24 protein-coding genes, 1 tRNA gene and 1 pseudogene are annotated in these 22,294 nt (G+C 35.3%); 23 read left to right on the top strand and 3 right to left on the bottom strand.

Annotated features, from left to right (window positions below):
* Positions 1 to 23 precede the first annotated feature (23 nt).
* The 23 genes and pseudogenes from modD to OM074_RS21490 form a co-directional block, all read left to right on the top strand.
* A complete protein-coding gene (gene modD / locus OM074_RS13785) occupies positions 24 to 869 on the top strand; it encodes a ModD protein (protein WP_301200382.1) in 846 nt (281 codons plus the stop codon).
* 39 nt (positions 870 to 908) lie between these two features.
* Positions 909 to 1,514, top strand: coding sequence for a GTP cyclohydrolase II (ribA, locus tag OM074_RS13780; protein ID WP_301200380.1), 606 nt, complete (start codon positions 909 to 911; stop codon positions 1,512 to 1,514).
* Between the two features lie 9 nt (positions 1,515 to 1,523).
* Positions 1,524 to 2,495: a BT_3928 family protein gene (locus OM074_RS13775; RefSeq protein WP_301200378.1), complete on the top strand. Its 972-nt coding sequence runs from the start codon at positions 1,524 to 1,526 to the stop codon at positions 2,493 to 2,495.
* Between the two features lie 170 nt (positions 2,496 to 2,665).
* Complete coding sequence (locus tag OM074_RS13770) at positions 2,666 to 2,896, top strand: FeoA family protein (protein WP_301200376.1); 231 nt, start codon at positions 2,666 to 2,668, stop codon at positions 2,894 to 2,896.
* 93 nt (positions 2,897 to 2,989) lie between these two features.
* Positions 2,990 to 4,699 (top strand): ferrous iron transporter B, encoded by a 1,710-nt coding sequence (locus OM074_RS13765; protein ID WP_301200374.1) that lies wholly within the window; start codon positions 2,990 to 2,992, stop codon positions 4,697 to 4,699.
* A gap of 24 nt (positions 4,700 to 4,723) precedes the next feature.
* Positions 4,724 to 5,713: a beta-ketoacyl-ACP synthase III gene (locus OM074_RS13760; protein WP_301200372.1), complete on the top strand. Its 990-nt coding sequence runs from the start codon at positions 4,724 to 4,726 to the stop codon at positions 5,711 to 5,713.
* Between the two features lie 20 nt (positions 5,714 to 5,733).
* Complete coding sequence (gene kduI, locus OM074_RS13755) at positions 5,734 to 6,573, top strand: 5-dehydro-4-deoxy-D-glucuronate isomerase (protein ID WP_301200370.1); 840 nt, start codon at positions 5,734 to 5,736, stop codon at positions 6,571 to 6,573.
* Positions 6,574 to 6,586: 13 nt separating this feature from the next.
* Positions 6,587 to 7,054 (top strand): DUF1847 domain-containing protein, encoded by a 468-nt coding sequence (locus tag OM074_RS13750; RefSeq protein ID WP_301200368.1) that lies wholly within the window; start codon positions 6,587 to 6,589, stop codon positions 7,052 to 7,054.
* Between the two features lie 14 nt (positions 7,055 to 7,068).
* Positions 7,069 to 7,446: a pyridoxamine 5'-phosphate oxidase family protein gene (locus OM074_RS13745; RefSeq protein ID WP_301200366.1), complete on the top strand. Its 378-nt coding sequence runs from the start codon at positions 7,069 to 7,071 to the stop codon at positions 7,444 to 7,446.
* A gap of 114 nt (positions 7,447 to 7,560) precedes the next feature.
* Positions 7,561 to 8,805, top strand: coding sequence for a beta-ketoacyl-ACP synthase II (gene fabF, locus OM074_RS13740; RefSeq protein ID WP_301200364.1), 1,245 nt, complete (start codon positions 7,561 to 7,563; stop codon positions 8,803 to 8,805).
* 6 nt (positions 8,806 to 8,811) lie between these two features.
* Positions 8,812 to 9,750 carry a radical SAM protein gene (locus tag OM074_RS13735; RefSeq protein WP_301200362.1) on the top strand — a complete coding sequence of 313 codons (939 nt, stop codon included), beginning with the start codon at positions 8,812 to 8,814 and terminating at the stop codon, positions 9,748 to 9,750.
* A 3-nt stretch (positions 9,751 to 9,753) separates the two neighbouring features.
* The gene (gene cobO, locus OM074_RS13730) at positions 9,754 to 10,269 is read left to right on the top strand and encodes a cob(I)yrinic acid a,c-diamide adenosyltransferase (RefSeq protein WP_301200360.1); all 516 of its coding nucleotides are present in this window, start codon (positions 9,754 to 9,756) and stop codon (positions 10,267 to 10,269) included.
* 7 nt (positions 10,270 to 10,276) lie between these two features.
* Positions 10,277 to 10,513 carry an acyl-CoA thioesterase gene (locus OM074_RS13725; RefSeq protein WP_301200358.1) on the top strand — a complete coding sequence of 79 codons (237 nt, stop codon included), beginning with the start codon at positions 10,277 to 10,279 and terminating at the stop codon, positions 10,511 to 10,513.
* Entirely contained in the window at positions 10,504 to 11,286 is a 783-nt protein-coding gene (locus tag OM074_RS13720; protein ID WP_301200356.1) for an MBL fold metallo-hydrolase, read from the top strand. Before OM074_RS13725 ends, OM074_RS13720 begins: the two co-directional genes overlap by 10 nt.
* 7 nt (positions 11,287 to 11,293) lie before the next feature.
* Positions 11,294 to 12,049, top strand: a complete 756-nt coding sequence (modA, locus tag OM074_RS13715) for a molybdate ABC transporter substrate-binding protein (RefSeq protein WP_301200354.1) — start codon at positions 11,294 to 11,296, stop codon at positions 12,047 to 12,049.
* Between the two features lie 131 nt (positions 12,050 to 12,180).
* Positions 12,181 to 13,872 (top strand): FAD-dependent oxidoreductase, encoded by a 1,692-nt coding sequence (locus OM074_RS13710; protein WP_301200352.1) that lies wholly within the window; start codon positions 12,181 to 12,183, stop codon positions 13,870 to 13,872.
* 64 nt (positions 13,873 to 13,936) lie between these two features.
* Entirely contained in the window at positions 13,937 to 15,280 is a 1,344-nt protein-coding gene (locus OM074_RS13705) for a bile acid:sodium symporter (RefSeq protein ID WP_301200350.1), read from the top strand.
* A gap of 124 nt (positions 15,281 to 15,404) precedes the next feature.
* On the top strand, positions 15,405 to 15,830 hold the full coding sequence (locus tag OM074_RS13700) for a Fur family transcriptional regulator (RefSeq protein ID WP_301200348.1): 426 nt from the start codon (positions 15,405 to 15,407) through the stop codon (positions 15,828 to 15,830).
* A 16-nt stretch (positions 15,831 to 15,846) separates the two neighbouring features.
* Positions 15,847 to 16,560: a peroxiredoxin gene (locus OM074_RS13695; RefSeq protein WP_301200346.1), complete on the top strand. Its 714-nt coding sequence runs from the start codon at positions 15,847 to 15,849 to the stop codon at positions 16,558 to 16,560.
* Between the two features lie 498 nt (positions 16,561 to 17,058).
* A complete protein-coding gene (locus OM074_RS13690) occupies positions 17,059 to 17,292 on the top strand; it encodes a DUF4248 domain-containing protein (protein WP_301200344.1) in 234 nt (77 codons plus the stop codon).
* Positions 17,289 to 17,666: a hypothetical protein gene (locus OM074_RS13685; protein WP_301200342.1), complete on the top strand. Its 378-nt coding sequence runs from the start codon at positions 17,289 to 17,291 to the stop codon at positions 17,664 to 17,666. The genes OM074_RS13690 and OM074_RS13685 overlap by 4 nt, the downstream gene beginning before the upstream one ends.
* 301 nt (positions 17,667 to 17,967) lie before the next feature.
* Positions 17,968 to 18,171 (top strand): hypothetical protein, encoded by a 204-nt coding sequence (locus tag OM074_RS13680; RefSeq protein ID WP_301200340.1) that lies wholly within the window; start codon positions 17,968 to 17,970, stop codon positions 18,169 to 18,171.
* 60 nt (positions 18,172 to 18,231) lie between these two features.
* Positions 18,232 to 19,065 (top strand): annotated as a pseudogene (locus tag OM074_RS21490) (recombinase family protein); the annotation flags it as partial.
* 730 nt (positions 19,066 to 19,795) lie between these two features.
* On the opposite strand, the gene OM074_RS13675 reads toward OM074_RS21490, so the two are convergent.
* The 3 genes from OM074_RS13675 to OM074_RS13665 form a co-directional block, all read right to left on the bottom strand.
* Positions 19,796 to 19,872 (bottom strand) — tRNA-Arg (locus OM074_RS13675).
* Positions 19,873 to 19,976: 104 nt separating this feature from the next.
* Entirely contained in the window at positions 19,977 to 21,041 is a 1,065-nt protein-coding gene (gene corA, locus OM074_RS13670) for a magnesium/cobalt transporter CorA (protein WP_301200338.1), read from the bottom strand.
* A 161-nt stretch (positions 21,042 to 21,202) separates the two neighbouring features.
* Positions 21,203 to 22,276 carry a glycoside hydrolase family 43 protein gene (locus OM074_RS13665; protein WP_301200336.1) on the bottom strand — a complete coding sequence of 358 codons (1,074 nt, stop codon included), beginning with the start codon at positions 22,274 to 22,276 and terminating at the stop codon, positions 21,203 to 21,205.
* Positions 22,277 to 22,294 lie beyond the last annotated feature (18 nt).

Raw genomic sequence — 22,294 nt, 5'->3', positions numbered from 1 at the left:
ATATTTAATACAGACTTAAACAAATGATTTATTTCACAGAAACAGATATTGACCGTTTAATTGAAGACGATGTGCCTGCTGGCGATATGACATCTTATTTAATGGATTTTAAAGGAGAAACAGGACGTATTTCATTATTTGCCCGTCACTCCATGGTTGTATGCTGCATTGAAGAGGCAGAAAGAATGTATCGGAAAAACGGCTTACAAATAATGCATAGTGTTCCTTCCGGGACAAAATTATCCGAAGGAGATAAAATGCTTGAAGCGGAAGGAAATGCCGAAGCCATTCACTTAATTTGGCGCACAGGGCTTGCCATGATTGAATTTGCATCTGGAATTGCTACACGAACCAATTCCTTAGTTGAGGCAGCTCATGCTGTAAACCAGAATATTCAGGTAGCCGGAACCAGGAAACATCCACCGTATCTAAAAAAAATTGCATTAAAGGCTCTCATGGCGGGCGGAGGAATACCTCATCGTACAGGTTTATCTGATACAATCCTTATTTTCAGGGAACACCTGTTGTTTTCAGGGGGATATGAAAATATTGAAAACGTAATTACAAAAATCAGGAACAAGCAAAAAGAACGCAAGATAGTTGTGGAAGCACATAATATTTCCGAAGCTAAACTAATTGCAAGCTCAGGAGCTGATGTAATTCAAATGGATAAGCTTCCACCGAATGATTTTCCCATTTGTAAAAAAGAATGCGAAAAGATAAATCCATCAATTTGCATTATTGCTGCCGGAGGTGTTAATGCATCTAACGCTGCTGAATATGCCAAAGCTGGTGCAGAAGTATTGGTTACATCATGGATGTATTTTGCTCCTCCGGCAGACATTAAAGCGGTTATTGAGAAAATCTAACCATATAAAGTAAATGATGGATATAAAACTGGTAGATAAATGAATGATAATATAGAAAAAGGAGAGTGTGTTGAGTTGCCTAGTAAGTATGGCCACTTTAGGTTAATTCCTTTTTTAGAGAAGCAAACAGGACTTGAGCATGTTGCCTTGTTAAAAGGCTCCTTTGTGGAAAATGATATTGTGTTAACCCGAATCCATTCTGCCTGTGCAACAGGTGATTTATTTGGCTCGCTCAGGTGTGATTGTGGAGAACAGCTCGAAAAAGCCATGACTATAATTGAACAAAATGGACAAGGGCTACTCCTCTACCTGCAACAAGAAGGAAGAGGCATCGGCTTAATGAACAAAATAAAGGCTTACAAACTCCAGGAAGAGGGTTTAGATACAGTTGAAGCTAATATTCAACTGGGCTTTGCCCCCGATGAAAGAAATTACCACATCGCTTCTTCAATTCTTCAACTGCTGGAGATTAAGAAGGTAAACCTGCTTACAAATAATCCAGAAAAGATATCGGGACTTGAATTAAATAACATACAAGTTGTTGAGCGTATTCCTTTGGTTATAAAACCAAATAAATACAATAAAAAATATATGAATACCAAACAGGAACGGATGAATCATCTGTATAATATTTTAGAAATTTAATAAGTAAAAATGAGGATAAATAACATACTAAATTTACTATTAATTGGTTGCCGGATATTTATAGGTCTTGTATTTATGTTTTCCGGTTTTGTGAAAGGTATAGACCCTTTGGGAACAACATACAAGCTAATAGATTATTTTAATGCATTTAACTTGGGATTTCTTGAACCTCTGTCTTTGGCTTTCTCAATCCTGCTGAATATGTCGGAGTTCCTGTTAGGTGTAGGTTTGGTATTTGGTGTTTTTCAACGTTTTTTTATATGGATGGTATCGGTGTATATGCTTGTTTTTACACCGCTTACTTTCATATTAGCCATTTATAATCCTGTTACTGATTGTGGTTGTTTTGGGGATGCCATTGTTATGACTAATTGGCAAACCTTTTTCAAAAATCTGGTTATTGTTGCTATTCTCTTTCCTGTTTTTCTAAACCGAAACAAATTAATAAGTTCATTAGGGTTAAAAAAACAATGGGTAATTACAGGAGTGGCAATTACCGGGTTTTTATTTATTTCAGCGCAAACCTATCATCACCTTCCTTATATCGACTTCCGCCCTTATAAAACAGGAACTTTTATTCCTGATGCAATGACCATTCCGGAAGGAATGCCAACCGATTCTTTTACATATTCTGTTATGTATAAAAAAGGTGATCAACTTAGAGAATTTGCCCTCGAAGATATTGCAAGTATTGATTCTACCTGGCAATGGGTAGAAACCAAATCGAAACTGGTAAGAAGAGGATATCACCCACCAATTCATGATTTTTATTTTACTAATAACGAAGGTGAAAATATTACAGATTCTATCTTACACAATTCCTCTTATGTATTTCTTGCTATCTCTCACAAACTAAATATAGCAAATATGAAAGGACTGGAAAAACTAAAGACCAACTTTGATTTTAGCAGACAACACAACTATAACTTTTATTTGGCAACAGCATCGATAAGCGAAGAAATTGACTTTTGCACTTCGTAATATCAATTGCCTTTTCACTTTTATGCAGCAGATGACATTATGCTTAAAACGATTGTGCGGTCGAATCCTGGTCTGGTATTAATAAAGGATGGCACAATAATCAAAAAAGGGCATCATAACGACTTTCCAAATAAAGAAGAATTACAACAATTGACCAGTAATTAATAGAGATGACAAAAATACTTAGTGAAATGCAGAGGGCTGAAAAAGGCATTATAAAGCAAATTAGGGGTGGTAAAGAATTGTTGGCAAGAATGGACAGTCTTTCGCTTTATATAGGAAAAGAAATAGAATTGGTTTCAAAACAATCAAAACGGGGCCCGGTAGTTGTGAAATTAGGAAACACTCAGGTAGCCATAGGTTCGGGAATTGCTCAAAAAATAATAGTTGATGTAAAATGAAACGAAACATGGCCAAATAATTAATAAGATATTCATAATAATTATTTGATTATGTGAAGTTCCATCTGGCAAATTAAAATATTAAATAAACAGATGAACATATTACTAATAGGTAATCCGAATGTCGGGAAAAGCGTAATCTTTAACAGGCTTACCGGGGTTGATGTAATATCATCGAACTACCCGGGAACTTCTGTTGATTACACCAGGGGTTTTCTATCAATTAGCGGAAAAAGGCATCAACTTATTGATGTTCCTGGTACATACACACTTGAACCTACTTGCAAAGCAGAGGAAATAGCCGTTGAATTACTGAAAGAAGGAGACGTTGTTATTAACGTTATCGATGCAACTAATCTGGAGCGCAGCTTAAACCTTACCCTTCAGCTTATAAAGCAGAAAATTCCGTTTGTAGCAGCCCTTAATTTGTTTGACGAAGCTGAACACACAGGTATTTTTATTGATGTTGAAAAGCTTGAGTGTATTCTTAATGTTACATGCATACCAACCTGTGCGTTAACCGGGGTAGGGATTAGTAAACTTGTTAATTCATTAGAAGAAGTTAAAGTGTCTGATTTTGACTTTGATAATGAAGATCGTTGGAATACAATTGGAAATATATTACAGGAAATACAGCATATCAAGCATAAACATCATACTTTTTTAGAAGCCCTGCGTGATTATTCTATTAAACCGGTTACCGGTATTCCTATTTTACTTATAATCATGGTGTTAATGTTCTTATCTATTCGTTTTGTTAGCGAGGGCATAATTGAGCATATATCAAATCCGTTGTTTAATTCCTTGTGGACACCCGTTTTGGGTAAGTTGTCTGCCCTACTTCAAAACAATGAGTTGTTATCTAAACTATTATTTGGTGAGTTTAATACAGTACTAAATTATGAAACATCTTTCGGCTTACTTACAACAGGGTTATATATCCCAATAGGTATCGTATTGCCATATGTATTTTCTTTTTATACCATTCTGGCACTCATGGAAGATTCCGGGTATTTGCCAAGGGTGGCTGTAATGATGGATACCACCATGCATAAGGCAGGTATACACGGCCTTTCAATAATACCTATGCTTTTAGGGTTGGGGTGTAATGTACCAGGAGCTCTTGCCACAAGAATTCTTGAAACACGTAAAGAGAAATTTATTACCGCCACATTATTGTCAATAGCAATACCATGTATGGCTCTACAGGCAATGCTGTTTGGCTTGTTAGGTAGTTATGGCTATAAAGGTTTATTAATTGTGTTTACCACTCTTGTGATTGTATGGTTTATTGTTGGAAACATATTAAAACATACGGTCAAAGGCACTTCTCCCGAAATATTTATGGAGATACCGCCTTATCGCCTGCCATATTTTAAAGGGATTACTAAAAAAGTGTTTATGCGCATAAAATGGTTTATTAAAGAAGCCATCCCTTTTATGTTATTTGGTGTTTTGCTAGCTAATGTTCTATATGCTTTTAACATTTTACACGGCATTGAAAAAGTCGCATCTCCATTATTCGTGCACTGTTTAGGATTGCCCAAAGAGGCTGTTGGCGTATTGATATTAGGATTGTTGAGAAAAGACCTGGCTGTTGGTATGTTAATCCCATTACAACTAGAACTTAATCAACTCATTGTGGCTTCGGTGGTGTTGGCAATTTATTTTCCATGTGTAGCAACCTTTTCTGTTTTAATTAAAGAGTTGGGTATTAAGGATATGCTAAAGTCTGTTCTAATCATGCTAATTACTGCCATACTTGTAGGAACAATATTAAATCAGGTACTTAATCTAATATGATAAAAATACAATAGGAGACAAAATATGATAACTGCAAAAATTTCAGGAATAGAGGCATACTTGCCAGATTACAAATTAACCAACGAAAAACTAAGTGAAATGGTAGATACTTCCGATGAATGGATTACCAAACGGGTTGGTATTAAAGAACGAAGGATTTTAAAAGGAGAAGGTCTGGCAACATCCGATATGGGTGCAGAAGCCGTTAAAAAGCTTCTACAAAAAACCAATACATCAGCCGAAGAAATTGACTTGATAATTACCGCTACCGTTACTCCCGATATGTTTTTTCCGTCAACATCCTGTTTAATTGCTGATAAAGCAGGGATAAAAAATGCATGGGGATTTGATATAAGTGCTGCCTGTTCGGGTTTTCTTTTTTCCCTTCAAACAGCATCACAATTTATTGAAACTGGCAAACACAAAAAAGTAGTACTTGTGGCAGCCGATAAAATGTCGTCAATAACAGATTATACTGACCGCACAACCTGTGTTTTATTTGGCGATGCTGCCGTTGCCATGCTGTTAGAGCCCACTGAAGAAAAAACAGGGGTACTTGACCACGATTTGCATATTGACGGTTCAGGAAAAGACTTTTTGTATATGAAAGCAGGAGGTTCTCTCAGACCCGCCTCACACGAAACTGTCGATGCAAAAGAACATTTTATATACCAGGAAGGAAAATCGGTTTTTAAAGTTGCTGTTACAAGTATGGCTGATACTTCTGTTGGTATGATGAAAAAACATAATATAAGTGCTGAAGAACTGGCATGGTTTGTTCCACATCAGGCAAATCTCCGCATTATTGAAGCTGTAGGTAAAAGAATGGGGCTAACGAAAGATAAGATTAAAATAAACATTGAACGTTACGGCAATACTACGGCTGCCACTATCCCTTTATGCTTGTGGGAGCTTGAAAAAGACCTAAAAAAAGGCGATAAGCTTATTTTATCAGCTTTTGGAGGCGGTTTTACCTGGGGTTCGATATACTTAAAATGGGCTTATGATAATTAACTACATAAAATATTTACAAGATGAATTTTAAAGAACTATTCGCAACAGATCCGCAAGATTTTGAAGGTTATAACACCCAAAAAATCAGGGATAAATTTCTTCTTGAAACCATTCTCGAAGATGATGAGATATACATTGTATATTCCCACAACGACCGTTTTATAGTAGGCGGAGCAGTACCAATTTCCAAAGAACTGAAACTGGAAACAGTAGATGCACTTAAAGCCGAATTCTTTTTAGCTCGTAGGGAACTTGGCGTAATAAATGTAGGAAAAGGAACAGGTGTTGTTAGTGTTGATGGAACTGAATACGAACTTAAATTCAAAGAAGCGCTGTATATTGGTTCAGGAAATAAAGAGGTTATATTTAAAAGTTCTGACAAGAAGACACCTGCCCGGTTTTACTTAAATTCAGCTCCTGCACACGCATCGTACCCGGTTAAAAAAATAACCCTTGATGATGCTGAATGTATCGATTTAGGTTCATTGGAAGAATCGAATGCTCGAAGAATTAATAAGCTTATTGTAAACAGCAATGTGCAAACCTGCCAATTACAAATGGGCATGACCGAATTAAAACCGGGAAGTGTTTGGAATACCATGCCTGCCCATACACATAGCCGCCGTATGGAAGCCTATTTTTATTTTGAAGTACCTGAAAAACAAGCAGTATGCCATTATATGGGTAAACCCGACGAAACAAGGCATATTTGGATGAAAAACGAACAAGCTGTAATCTCTCCCGCATGGTCAATCCATAGCGCATCCGGTACTTCTAATTATATTTTTGTTTGGGGTATGGCAGGCGAAAACCTTGATTATGGTGATATGGATGTGCATTTACCAACAGACTTAAAATAACGGACGAATAAATATGACTGGATTATACACGAAAGAATTTAGGGCAATCATGCAATCAAATGCCGATTGCTCTAAATTAAGAACAAACAGAATTGAAGAAATAAAAAACTTTGCTCAAAGTACTAATTTCAAACGGATAGGTATTGCTCATTGCATTTCTTTTTCTCACGAAGCAAAAGTGTTAAGTGATTATTTATCAAAATATTTCAACGTATATTCTGTTGATTGTAAATACGGCAACCTAACTAAAAAGGAGCTGTTAGGAGGTGAAAGTAAGCGTATATTATGCAATCCTGCCGGACAGGCTGATTTTTTAAATAATCATAAAACAGAACTTAACATTTCAATGGGATTGTGTGTAGGACACGATATGATATTTAGTAAACTATCCGAAGGTTTAGTAACCAATTTATTCGACAAGGACTTTACCAATAAACACAACTCTTTAAAAGCAATTAAAGAGTTAGAACATTATAACTAAAAGAAAATTACAAAATGATAACAATACCGGAATTAATAAAAAAAGAATGGAGCAATAAACAAGATGCTATAGTTTTAACTACAGTTTCTGAGGCAGGTATTCCAAATTCAATTTATGCTACACAGGCAGCATTATTCAATGATAACAAAGTACTAATTGCGAATAACAAGTTTAAAAAGACACTTGAAAGCATTGAAAACAGTAAAAAAGTAACTGTATTATTTATTACAAAAGAGACAAAATCATATCAATTAAAAGGAAGCGTGTGTTACAAAACGGAAGGCGATGAGTTCAACGACATGAAAAAATGGAACAGAGCTGATTTGCCAGGTTATGGTGTTGCTGTTGTTGAAGTACAGGAAATTTTCTCCGGGGCAGAAAAAATAGTATAAACCAAAACATTGAATTATAAAACTCATAAGAATTATCATCATTCTAAATTTATTAAGTAGGCTATGAAAATTCTTATGGGTTCCATATGACAATTAATAGTAAAAATTACACGTATGAAACGAGTAGTAGTAACAGGTATGGGAGCATTAACGCCAATTGGTAATAATGTAAACGATTTTTGGAACAATCTTATTAAAGGTAAAAACGGAATATCAAAGATTACCAGGTTCGATGCCTCTAATTTAAAAACACAGATTGCAGCAGAAGTAAAAAATTTCGATCCTTTACAATATCTGGAAAAAGCAGAAGTCCGCAAACAAGATGCTTTTGTACACTATGCCATTGCAGTTATGGAAGAATGCTTGGCTGATGCAAAAATTCAATTAGACGAAACAGACTTAAAACGAACCGGGGTAATATGGGGTTCGGGTATAGGAGGGATAAAAACTTTCGAAGACGAAGTGACTAGCTTTAACCGTAACCCGGAGATATCACGGTTTAGTCCCTTCTTTATTACCAAGCTTATTTCTAATATGGCAGCCGGGTATATCTCCATACGTTATGGTTTAAAAGGTGTTAGTTATGTTACTACATCTGCTTGCGCATCAAGTAATAATGCCATAATTGATGCTTTTAACCTTATTCGTTTAGGCAAGGCCAATGCTATTTTTGCAGGTGGTTCAGAAGCCTGTGTAACACAATCTGGTATTGGTGGTTTTAGTTCTATGAGAGCTATATCTGCGCGAAACGACAGTCCCGAAACGGCTTCTCGTCCTTTCGATAAAACCCGTGATGGTTTTGTAATGGGTGAAGGTGCAGGCGTACTATTATTAGAAGAACTGGAACATGCCAAACAGCGAGGAGCAAAAATATATTGCGAATTAGCCGGAGGTGGTTTTAGTTCCGATGCTTATCACATTGCAGCACCACATCCCGAAGGTGAAGGAGCTGTTACAGCAATGCTTGATGCCATCAATGAAGCCGGGCTTGCACCTTCTGACATTGATTATATCAGCGCACACGGAACGTCAACCCCTGTGGGTGATTTAAGCGAATGTAAAGCTATCTGCAATGTGTTTTCCAATAACCTGGAAAGTCTACATGTAAGTGCAAACAAGTCGATGATTGGTCATTTATTGGGTGCTGCCGGGGCTGTTGAAGCAGTAGCGTGTGTTATGGCAATTAAAGAAGGTGTTGTCCCTCCAACAATGAACCTTAACGAAACCGACCCTGATATAGACAATGCCCTGAATTTAACCCCAAACAAAGCGGTTAATAAAGAAATAAATACGGCGTTGAACAACACCTTTGGCTTTGGAGGTCATATTTTTACTTCTCTGTTTAAACGATTTATTTAATTTGCTATGATAATTTTTGGGCCAGTACCTTCAAGAAGGTTAATTACAAGTTTAGGAATTAACAATATTTTACCACCAAAACAGTGTTCTTATTCCTGTGTGTACTGCCAGGTTGGAGAAACCTCCAATAAGTCGATGTTCAGGACTGAACTTTACAAACCACAGCACATTTACGAGAAAGTTAAATCGCATTTAAAAAAAATAGACCTTACACACCGACCGAAATACCTTACCATTGTTGCCAATGGAGAACCTACCCTTGATATAAACCTGGGTACTTTAATCAGGCAATTGCAGCAATTAGGTTTGCCTGTTGCGGTAATTACCAATGCAAGTTTATTAGACAAAGAACATACCCGTAACGATTTATATAATGCCGATTGGGTTTCGGTTAAAATAGATTCGGTTAATGAAGCATCCTGGAAAAAAATTAACCGCCCGTATATTTGGCTAAATCTTGATGCAATTCTTGAAGGGATTAAAATCTTTAGCAATGATTATAAAGGAATCTTAAACACTGAGACTATGCTAGTTGAAGGGTATAACGATAGTATATCTGATATTCAGAATACCGCAAAATTTATTTCAGGATTAAAACCAAATAAAGCATATATATCAATCCCTACTCGTCCACCTGTTGAAAAGGGAGTAAAACCTGTTTCGGAGGCTCGGATTGCGGAAGCATGGCAGATATTTAAAAACCACAACATTAATGTAGAAACCCTTACGGGGTTTGAAGGGACAGACACAGGATACACTGGCGATGCTCAGGCAGATATTCTTACAATTTCATCCGTTCACCCTTTAAGGGAAGATACCATTGACGAATTACTTGAAAAAGATTCCGCTGATCACTCTGTACTTGAACAACTTATACAAAACGGTAAAATAAAGAAGTCGAGTTTTAATGGATTTAATTATTACACGAGAACTTATAACACTTAGCCAATGAAAGGGTTTATTCAGGTTTATACAGGCAATGGAAAAGGAAAAACAACCGCAGCCATAGGTTTGTCAATCAGGGCGGTTGGCGCTGGGAAAAAGGTGTTTTTTGCCCAATTCGTAAAAGGCAAGCCTTATTCTGAAATCACTGTACTGCAAAAGCTTTCGCCTACAATTACTCTAAAACAATACGGTTTAGGTTGTTTTATAGAAAAAGAGCCAACAAAAGCAGATATTGAAAGCGCACAAAAAGGATTACAGGAAATCAAAAAATTTATTCAAGCAGCATCCTATGATGTAATCGTATTGGATGAAGCCAATATTGCACTTTTCTTCAACCTTTTCTCTGTAAAGGATTTGATTAAAATAGTGCAATCTAAACCTCCCGAAACAGAGATAATAATTACTGGACGATATGCCCCCGAAGAAATTATTGCTATTGCCGATCTGGTAACTGAAATGAAAGAAGTTAAACATTACTATAATTCGAGCATTGAAGCTCGAAAAGGAATAGAATTTTAAAATGATTATGATAACAGACGAAATACAATTACGCCCCAGATATGGAGAGGTTGACCAGATGGGATATGTTTACCATGCCAATTATGTTAGCTATTGCCATCAGGCTCGTTCTGAATTACTACGAAAGATGGGTATTTCGCCTGTTGTTTTTGTCGATAGTAAAAACTGGTATCCAATGGGTGTACCTGATTTCGTTGAAGAAGCTTTAAACATTCATCTTAATGAAAAAACTACATGCAATTAACCGTATTAACTGACAATTATGCAGGAGCAAGTTTCCTTGCTGAGCATGGACTTTCTTATCTTATTGAAATAAAAGAGCATAAAATTCTTTTCGATACAGGGCACAGCGATGTATTTCTCAAAAATGCAACAAAGCTTGGTATTGATTTGTATAAAGAAGTAAGTACCATTATTCTAAGTCATGGACACTGGGATCACGGTAACGGATTAGCAAACCTTAAAGACAAAGCTCTAATCACCCACCCTTTATGTTTTATGGAAAGGTTTCGAGGAAATGATAACAGTTATATTGGTTTAGGCTTAACAGAGGGTGAAGTTAAGCACAAATATAACTTGATAACCACAGAGCAACCTTATATAGTTTTTAAAGATATTTATTTTCTTGGTGAAATTCCACGACTAACTGAATTTGAATCAAAAACTACTCCTTTTATTGATAAACAAAATCAACCTGATTATGTGCCAGATGATTCTGCCATAGTCGTAGTGCAAAATGATGAACTTATCATTATTAGCGGATGTGCACATTCAGGTATTTGTAATACTATCCTACATGCACAAAAAGTAACAGGTATAACAAAAGTAAAAGCAGTTATAGGCGGTTTCCACCTAAAAACAGACAATAAACAGACCAAAGAAACCATTCGCTTTTTAAAGAATCAGAATATTCAAAACATATATCCAGCGCATTGTACACAATTAGATGCACTAATTGCATTTCGCAAGGAATTTAGTTTTCCTCAAATTAAAACAGGGATGATTTTAAAATTTTAAAACTAATATGATAAGATTAATTATAAGCATATCGTTAATAGTTGTACTTACAGGGTGTAAACAAACCCCATGCGAAAACCTTATACTTTTCGCCGGAGTTGGTATGACAGATGCCGTAAAGGAAATCGCTAAAAAATTTAGAGAAGAAACTAGCATTGAAGTTAAGTTAAGTCTGGCAAGTTCTGCAATACTTGTTAGGCAACTTGAATCGGGTGCACCTGCTGATATGATAATATTTGCCAGCAAACAATGGGCTGACTATGCAGAGGAAAAGCAATTAGTTATAGATAGCACATCTTATACCGTAGCACAGAACGAACTTGTTTTAGTTGCTCCTAAAAACAGTAAGCTGCAATCCATAGAAATTAATCAACAAACAGATTTACCAAATATTATTCAGGGTAAAATTGGCATTGGTAATCCTGAAACAGTTCCGGCAGGCAGATACTTAATGCAAAGTTTGGAATACTTTGGTTGGGATTCTGCTTTTAGAGGTCGTTTTATAAATGCCAGAGATGTTAGGGCAGCTTTAAGCTATACCGAGCTGGGTGAGGTAAGCGCAAGTGTTGTTTTTGCCTCTGATGCTATTAAATCCACAAAAGTTAAGGTTATTGGTACATTCCCTCAAAACTCACATAAGCCTATTGAATTTATAAGTTATATGGTTGTCGATAACCCGAAAGTGAATAAACTTTATGAATATATTACTTCTGAAAAAGGATTAAAAATTTGGGAGAAACATGGTTTTCTTTCTGTAAAATAATTAATTATAATCGGCACAAACTAAATCATAGAACCATTCATGACTTTGAGATAGATTTAATTAAACGATGTTGAAACTTGTGAATTCAAATTTTAAAATAAAAGGAACAGTAATTAATAAAAAAGGTTAATATGATGGCAAAAAAGATAATTGTAATTGGTGGGTCAGCTGCCGGCCCCAAAGCAGCTGCAAGGGCAAGAAGAATGGACGAAAATGCAGAAATAACAATATTTCAGAAAAGCCCTGATTTATCAATGGCATCCTGTGGGTACCCTTATTTTGTTGGAGGTTTTTTCGATGACCGCAACAAATTACTTTGCACTCCCACAGGTGCGGTTCGCGACCCTAAGTTTTATTGGAACGCCAAAGGTATTTTAGCTAAAGTAAATACCGAGGTTACAAAAATAGATATCAAAAACAAGAAGATTGAATTTAAGGATTTAACAAGTGGAGAACAAGGCTCTCAGGAATATGATAAGTTAATCATTACTACAGGAGCGACAGCAAATATGCCTCCAATACCAGGAACAAACCTTAATGGGATAACAACTTTACAGTCGATGCAAGATGCTGATTACTTGCGCAAAATCCGAGATGAAGGTAAGATTAAAAAAGCCGTTGTTATTGGTGGAGGATTAATAGGTATTGAAACACTTGAAGCTTTACACTTAGCAGGCATCGAACTTACCATGATTGAATTGCTTCCTCAGCTTCTTACATTTCTCGATTGGAAAATGGCTAAGTTGGTTGAGAACTACCTCAAGACTAAGGCTAATGTTATTACCAAAAATGGTGTAGCAGAATTTCTTGGAAAGGATGGTAAACTTTCAGGTGTAAAACTTCAAAACGGAACTGAAATCCCGTGCGAATTGGCTGTGGTAGCCATAGGTGTAAAACCCAATGTTAAACTAGCAAAAGAGGCAGGGCTAAAAATTGGAGCATTAGGTGGTATTCTTGTCGATGAACACATGCAAACGTCTACCTCTGACGTTTATGCAGCAGGAGATTGTTGCGAAATTAAAAATATCATTACAGGAAATAGCGTACTTGCTCCCTATGGCGACCTTGCAAACCTTGAGGGACGTGTGGCTGGCGAAAATGTTATTAAAGGAAATGTTGCTACTTTTCCGGGAACACAACAAACAGGTATTTGTAAACTGTTTGATTATGGTATTGGGATAACCGGATTATCAGAATCCAAAGCAAAGGAAGCAGGAATGGATTTTGAGAAAGTTGTAAATGCTAGTCCTGATAAACCAGGCTTTATGGATGGTAAATTACTAATAACCAAATTGCTTGCAGAAAAAACTACTGGCAAAATTCTGGGAGCGCAATGCCTTGGCCCAGGCGATGTAAGCAAACAACTGGCTATTTGGGCTACTGCCATAAAAGGTGGTTTAACGGTTGATGACATGGTAAATGCCGACTTTCCCTATGCACCTCCGTTTTCTTTAGCTATTGACCATAGCATAGCATCAGCACATATATTACAAAATAAAATGCACGGTATTTTTAATGGAATATCTTCATTAGAATTAAAAGAAAAACTGGATAACAAAGAAGACCTGTTTATACTGGATGTCCGTGGGGCTGATGAGTACGAACAAACACGCTTAGGTATTGGAGAGACATTAATCCCGATAGGAATGCTCCGTAAAAGGCTAAATGAACTACCGGAAGATAAAAACAAAGAGATTATCACTTATTGTAAAATTTCACTACGTGGTTATGAAGCAGCAGTTTTATTACAAGCACATGGATACACTAATGTAAAAGTGCTTGAAGGTGGAGTTGCAGCATGGCCATTTGAGAAAGAAAAGTAACTCTGAAGGTATCAAAAAAATGTAATAAACATGTGTTTGTGATAAATTATAAAAATAGAGAGATATGAAAATATTACAATTTCTTCAAAAAAACTTGGTTTTTACGATTCCCGCTTTTATGGTGCTTGGTTTAATATATGGTGCAAACATAGATGCCGTAAGATTAAAAACAACAATACTTCCGTTGACATTTCTCATGGTTTATCCGATGATGGTAAACTTGAATATTAAAAAAGTCTTTTCGAAAGGAGACAATAAAGTTCAGGTTACAACTCAACTTGTTAATTTTATATTAATCCCTTTTATTGGGTATATACTTGGTCGTTTATTTTTTCCTGAAAATCCAATTTTAATGCTGGGTCTGTTGTTAACTTCTTTATTGCCTACTTCAGGAATGACTATTTCTTGGACAGGATTTGCTAAAGGTAATATGGTAGAAGCTGTAAAAATGACAGTAATAGGTCTTATTTTAGGTTCTGCAATTACTCCATTGTATTTGCAACTTTTATTAGGTGCAAAAATAGAAATTCCTTTGGCTAAAGTATTTCAACAAATTATAGTGGTTGTTTTTCTTCCAATGCTATTTGGTTACATAACTCAGCAATTCATCATAAAAAAGTATGGAATGGCTAAATACCAAAAAGATATAAAAAATATATTTCCACCTATATCTACTCTTGGAGTGTTAAGTATAGTATTTGTAGCAATGGCATTAAAAGCAAAGTCAATAGTTGCCGACCCAACAGTTTTAATAAAGTATGCCATCCCATTAGCTATATTGTATATTGCAAACTTTGCTATAAGTACTCTAATTGGAAAGTATTTCTTTACACGTGCAAATGGAATTGCCTTGGTATATGGAAGTGTTTTGCGTAACCTTTCTATTGCATTGGCAATTGCAATGACTGTGTTCGGCTCTGAGGGTTCGGAAATTGCGCTAATAATTGCTGTAGCTTATATTATTCAAACGCAATCGGCTGCATGGTATGTTAAATTTACCAATGTAATATTTGGACAAGCACCACCAGATGTAGCTGGTGATGTAATGAGTAAAGGAGTCTTTACTATAAATTATGATAAAAGTATTAAGGAAGCCATTGAATTATTTGAAGAAGAACATATTCATTCTTTAGTAGTAATGGACTCAACTAATAAGCCAATAGGTATACTCAATACAAGAAACTTGTTTGACCATATAATAAACAACAGCACAGATATTTCTCAGAAAATATCGGATATTGACCTTAAACCTATCCTCATTTTCAATGAAACTGACCCATTAATATTAATTGGAAAAGAAATGAAAGATAATAATGTGTACAAGGTGCTGGTCAAGGATGCCAAACAACAACTCTGTGGCGTAATTACCGAAACAACCTACTTTAAAAGAATTGTAAAAAGCAAATAATCTAAAATGTTTTCTAAAAAATGGATATTTAAAAAAATAAATCGGTTTTCTTATTAAAATCGTAAACATTTCGTAATTTTATTTGTTCTTTAATAAGAATATTTCTCCGCAAAGAAATTATATAATGAAGAAGTTGACAGAACAAATAAGCGAAAAGATTAAAAGCGAAGGATTAAAAGTAACCCCTCAGCGAATGGCTGTGTTAAAAGCTGTTTATGAGCTTAATAATCATCCAACAGCGGATAACATACTCGCATATGTGAGAAAGGAAAATCCCAATGTTGCGATGGGTACAATTTACAAAGTGCTTGATACGCTAATCGAAAATAAACTTGTCAAGAAGGTTACAACAGATAATGGAGTTATGCGATACGATGGAATTATGGAAAATCACCATCATTTGTATTGTGTGGAGTGTGATTTAATAGAGGATTACAACGATAAAGAACTTGACAAGCTGTTAACTGATTATTTCAAGAAAAAAAACATTAAAGGGTTTAAACTAAAAAATTTTGTATTGCAAATAAATGGAACTTTTAATAAATGTTGAATTTAAAAATTAAAAAATGGAAGAAAATCAAGAATTACAAGCAGTGAGTATGCCACGTATTGGTGACCCTGCACCGGAATTTAAAGCAGTAACCACACAAGGTGAAATCAATTTCCCCTCAGATTATAAAGGCAAATGGTCAATTTTATTCAGCCATCCTGCTGATTTTACACCTGTATGTACATCAGAATTTATGACTTTTGCTCATATGGAGAAGCAATTCAATGAAGCTAATTGTGAGCTTATCGGTCTTTCTATTGACGGCTTGTACAGTCATATTGCATGGCTACGCACCATTAAAGAAAAAATTGAATATAAAGGGATGAAAGACATAGAAGTTACTTTTCCTTTGATTGAAGATATTAAAATGGATGTTGCTAAGAAATATGGCATGATTCAACCCAATGAAGATTCAACTAAAGCTGTTCGCGCCGTTTTCTTTGTTGATCCAAAAGGAATTATTCGTGCTATCATTTATTATCCTTTAAGTTTAGGCAGAAACTTTGATGAGCTATACCGTGCATTAATTGCAATGCAAGCTGCTGATGAATTTGGAGTAGCAACTCCTGCTGATTGGAGACCAGGAGACGATGTGATTATTAGCCCAGCGGGTTCATGTGGTACAGCAAAAGATAGAATGGAAGATAGTGAAATAGATTGTAAGGATTGGTTCTTCTGTACCAAGAAGCTAGATAAAGACGAAGTTTTGAAGAAGGTGTTAAAAAAGTAAGCTTTTATTCTCTAAAATAGGAAGTCGGTGAATAGCCGACTTTTTTCGTTTATTACATTTTTTTCGCATAATTAATGGTTAACACAGGTTAACATAGAGATCAACAGCCTGTTAACCATTAAATGACAGAATTTCTGTTATTTACAAGTATAGTTAACAAAGTTAACACGGTTAACGTGTTTTTTTGAGTATTTGGTTTTCAAAGTTAGTTTTGGCCTTCAATAATGAAAATATTTTCCAATTTAATTCCAAATTAATATATTTACAGAACGGTTTACCAAAGGGTGTAATACAATGAATTGTGCCTAAAAAAATACATATAACACTTGCAACAAGCCTCTTACAGAGGCTTTTCGTGTTTATAGACCCTTTGTGTTTTTTGATTTATTACGATATACTTTGTTTTATTAGTAATAAAATCCTGTTTAATTCCACGCATGCTTTTCAAAATGCTTTTTGTTTCAAAAAATTATTCATTTCTCGCAAAATTTTTCAAATATGATAATACGAAGAACAATATTAAAACAAGACATTGTAAAAAAGTTATATCCCAATAGTATTTCTGTAAGGTCGGCAATGCAGCAACTCAGATGTGAAATTGAAATTTGCCCTCCGTTAAAAGAACAAATTGCAAATGCCGGAAATACCAGATGCCATTATTACAACAAACAACAACTCCTTTTAATCCTGGAACACTTTAGTATATCACTTGAAGAATTTGAACAGCTATGAAGTATTTTCAGGGTATTACTAATGTGGAGCAAGCCAAACTACTTTATCGTCATTTAGCAAAGCAACTCCATTCTGATGCCGGGGGAACTGTACTTGAGTTTCAAAAAATGCAGGATGAATATAGAATTACACTTTCAAGATTGCAAGAATGTCACAATCCCGTTAGTAGTCATTTTTCAAAGGCTACACTCAATGACTTTTTTCAAAGTGAATCACCTGAAAAAGAATTGTTGATTAATTTGGGGAAATTGGCAAAGGTGCTTATTAAAAAGCAAGTGCCACAAAATTATCTACGTCGGAAGATTACAACGACAAATTCTTTGATAAAAAAAGATGTGCTAAATGAAATATTGGACATCTTGAATGAGTTATAAGGGATTGAATAGTGCTAAAAATAATTTCTTTTTAGTATTCACACAGTTCTAATTCTAATATTCTTTATAGTCCTTAAGCTATAATTCTTGCTATATTACCAATGATTTATATGATAAAATGGCCAATTCTTTTAGCAAATTCACACATCAAGTTACTATTGGCAACTTTACAAATAGACAAATACAAACAAAAATAACCACATTTAACATATTCAAGACAATTATAAAAAAATCTGAGCAAAACCAGCCAGAGCAGACTACGCAATAGGTATAGGTTTGTAGCATAATTTTTATAGCAATTATGCAAAAGCCGGATTCACATACTATTCAGGAAGCTACTCAGAGGGCAAAACAACGCCTTCCTATAGAGGAACTGCAAAGAAGAAATAAATACAAAGATATTACAGAACAGGATTACAATAACCTTTTTGATTGCGCTGAAACCTTTTCTTTATTAATTCTTGAGTCCTTATCAAAGGAAGAAGTTGTAGAGCAAGAGATGTAGTATTATGTAAAATCCAGGGAATCAGTATATTTGTAGAGAGTAAGTCTAAAAATGTAGTTTATGAGCAACTTATCCCTTTTTCAACAATTTGCACCAAAAGTCCCTGAAAAATTCAAGGAAGGTAATAATGCCGTGATTTATACAAGAGTTTCATCGGCAGACCAGGAAGATAATACAAGTCTTGGTTCACAGAAAAAGCATTGCGAAATATTTGCTGAACGAAGGGGATTAAATGTTGTAGGCTATTTTGGTGGAACTTACGAATCAGCAAAAACTGATGACCGTAAAGAATTCAATAGGATGCTAACCTTTGTAAAGAGGTCGAAAAGCATTAATTACGTTATCGTATATTCTTATGAACGCTTTTCTCGCTCAGGTATTAATGGAGCTTCTATTGCAAATGACTTAATCAAAAAGCATGGGATTATTACATTGGCAGTTACGCAAGAATTAGACCCAACAACTCCAGCTGGCTCGTTTCAACAAAATATTCTTTTCCTTGTAGGGCAAATGGACAATGAATTGAGGCGGGACAAGGTAGTAACCGGAATGAAAGAACTGCTAATAAAAGGACATTGGGTTTGGGCTGCTCCAAGAGGTTATACTGACCTGAATAAAGGAAAAGCAACTGAGCGTAACTTAGTAGTAAATGAAGAAGGTAAAATATTAAAGAAGGCTTTCGAATGGAAAGCATATAAACAAACTCCTAATGCAGAAATATCTCGTAAATTAAAAACATTGGGCGTTGATATTTCGGAGAAAAGATTACACAACCTATTTACAAATCCGTTTTATTGTGGTTTAATTACAAGCAAAATGCTACCGGGAGAGGTTATTGAGGGGCGGCATGAACCAATGGTAACTCGTGATTTATTTTTACAAGTAAATAATATTCGTCAGGAAAATAGGGTACATGGCTTTGTGCATGATAAAGACAATGAGAACTTACCATTAAAGGTATTTACCAAGTGTGAGAAATGTGGAACACCAATGACAGGATATTTAGTAAAGAAAAAAGGCATATACTATTACAAATGCAGAACGAAAGGTTGCAGAGTGAATAAAAGTGCCAAATCATTGCATCAGATGTTTCAGAATTTAGTTTCTGCTTTTCATATCGACAAAGATGAGCAAGAAGTAATCAAGGTAGTACTATCAGAACAGATGAATGTGTTTTTCAAATCGAAAAGTGAAGATTCTAAAAAGCTTAAAGCACAAAGAAGTGAGGTACAAAAGAAACTGGATGCAATCGAAGAAAGATTTGTTATCGGAGAAATAGACCGTTCCTTATATGATAAGTTTAAGCCTAAATTCGAGAAAGAAATCATCGAAATTGAGCAAGAATTAAATTCAATGGGCAATTATAGTTCGAACCTCAATAAAGCTTTGAAATTTGTCACTAAAATAAGTTCTAATTTATTGAATATGTGGGAATCACTTAGTATTGACAGTAAGAAAGTATTCCAAAAAATGCTATTCCCCGAAGGAATTTACTACAATCACGAAAACAACCAAGTTCGAACCCCTCGTGTAAATTCTTTTTTCTCTCTAATCCCTGAACTGGCAAGGTACAGAGAAGGACATAAAAAAGGGGATTTCATCAATAATGACAAAATCCCCGCTTTGGTGATCCCGGCAGGATTCGAACCTGCGACCCACAGCTTAGAAGGCTGTTGCTCTATCCAACTGAGCTACGAGACCATCATTTATGCCTTTTTTCCAAAGGCGATGCAAAGATAGAAAAATATTTTATCATGCAACATAAAACATTGAAAAAATAAAAGTTTTTTAAACCCGCCCTTCTATCAGAGCCATTTCTTCCTTTTAAAATATATCAACAATGCAATACCGGTAGCTATTACTGTTACCCAAAATATAGGATATGAATATCGATAACTCAACTCTGGGATATATTCAAAATTCATCCCGTAGATACCTGCTAAAAAGGTAAGAGGTATAAAAATAGATGCAAATATGGTCAACACTTTCATTACCTGGTTTAAAGAGTTGCTCATATTTGTATTATAAATATTCAATTGGTCGGATACCAGGTTATTGTACAACTCAATTGCTTCAGAAGACTGGGTTACCAAATCATTCAAATCCCTAAGAAACACCTTGTTTTTTTCATGAAAGAAAGGGCTTTCCGATTTTAAATAACTGGTAATTACTTCCTTTACAGGACGAACAGATTTTCGTAAATAATTAAGCTCTGTTTTTAATTTATAAATCTCTTCTGTTAATCCTGCGTCTTTAGACTGAAATATCCTATGCTCTAAATCATCTATTTTCTTACCAATAGTTTCAACGGCTATTGAATAATTATCAACCATAGCATCCATAAGAGCATAGGCCAGATAGTCATTATCTTTACCCCGAATTCGTCCTTTTGAATTCCTTATTCTATCCCGTACAGGAGCAAACACATCTCCCTTTCTCTCCTGAATTGTTATCACAAAATGCTGCCCTAAGATTAAAGTCACCTGCTCAGCTATTATCTTCTGCGCTGATTCATCATAACGAATCATCTTTAATATAAAGGCATCGAAAGAGTCAAAACTTTCATATTTTGGTCGTTGATCTGTATTTAGTACATCTTCAAGCAACATAACAGGAATTGAAAACACCTCCCCAAGTTCTTCAATCAACTTTATATCATGAAGTCCGTAAATATTAAGCCATGTTACACCAGGCCTATAAACTTCAGCTTCAATTTCTTTAGGAGAGGCAATTTCTTTTTCGCTTAAACCTTTAGTATTATATTCGATTACCTGAAGAACAGGCTGCTCCATTTTTTGCTTGCCGATAAAAACCAGTGATCCGGGGGCTAACCCACTGGCTCCGGAGCGATCTTTTAAAAACCTTGCCATATTATCATCCTATTTATTGACTAAAGGTAGTTTTAAAATTTGTTTTATTTATATAAAGATCTTTAGACTACTCTTTATTGAATCCTTACATATCATTTTATCCAGCAAAATCGCTCCGGTATAATGTCCAACTTACCTAAAAGATGTACATATTTGGGCAATTACATTTTTATATTGATATCCATCCCCCAATTATCTGCTAACACCTGGGCCTCTTTCAAACTAATTGTAATTACAGATCCATGCTTAGGGGAAGTAAAATTGGTTGTTTTCATTACCCCTTCATTAAAATGTCCAAGATTTTCAAAATGAACGAAATCTGATGTTTCAACAAACCCAAAATTATGAGGCCTGATACTAAAAATATCATACATCAACACCCATTTATCACTTCCTGAACGTTTCCAAACATTTGGTGCTTCACACGATCCGGGTTCCTTGTCTATCCACTCATCTACATACTCATATCCCCTGTTAATATGGTCAGAAAATGCCATTTTAATACCTCCTGGTCGTTCCTGAGCCACATACATCATACAATATCTTCCGTCTGACATTTGCGAAATGTCGGCATCCAGTACCTGAATATCTTTTTTGGGGTAATCAAACAACAATTTTGGAGCAGTAGTCAACTTTGTAAAATCATCATCTGCATAAGCATAATACATTTTTGTTAATCCATGACCTATGCGCATTGTAAAATAAACCATCATCTTCTTAGCCTCTGGATCATAAATTGTTTGCGGAGCCCAGGCACATCCAATATTTTTCAAATCTTCATATGCTTCATCAAAAAGAAAATTACTATAAGTCCAGTTTATCAGGTCAAAAGATTTCATTAGCACAAAACCTCGGTTATTACCCCAGTCATACTCTTCTTCAGGTCGCTCCCATGTAGTATTACGAAAACCATAGTCTTTAGCAAAAATATGAAGATCTGTCATCACCACATAAAAAGCACCATCTGCCCCTCTTGTGATATGCGGATCACGGATCCCTTTCTGACTGGCAATAGTATCACCTGCAATCACAGGCTTTCCTTTGTTTACATCTGAAAAAGTATAACCATCTGAACTTAAAGCAAAATGCAAACTATGGGTATCATCTTTAAAATAAGCCAACAGGTACATATCCTGCTCTTCAATATTTTCTTTCCCTGAATTTTTTGTGGAATTTCCACAAGAGCTTAAAAACGCTAAAACGATAAGCATTAATAACATTTGATTTCTTTTCATCTTTCCTCTGTTTTTCTT

This window comes from Plebeiibacterium marinum (assembly GCF_026013615.1).
Taxonomy (GTDB): Bacteria; Bacteroidota; Bacteroidia; order Bacteroidales; family Marinilabiliaceae; genus Saccharicrinis; species Saccharicrinis marinus_A.
Note: the sequence above shows the minus strand (reverse complement) of the source record. Positions and strands in the feature narration are given on the sequence as shown.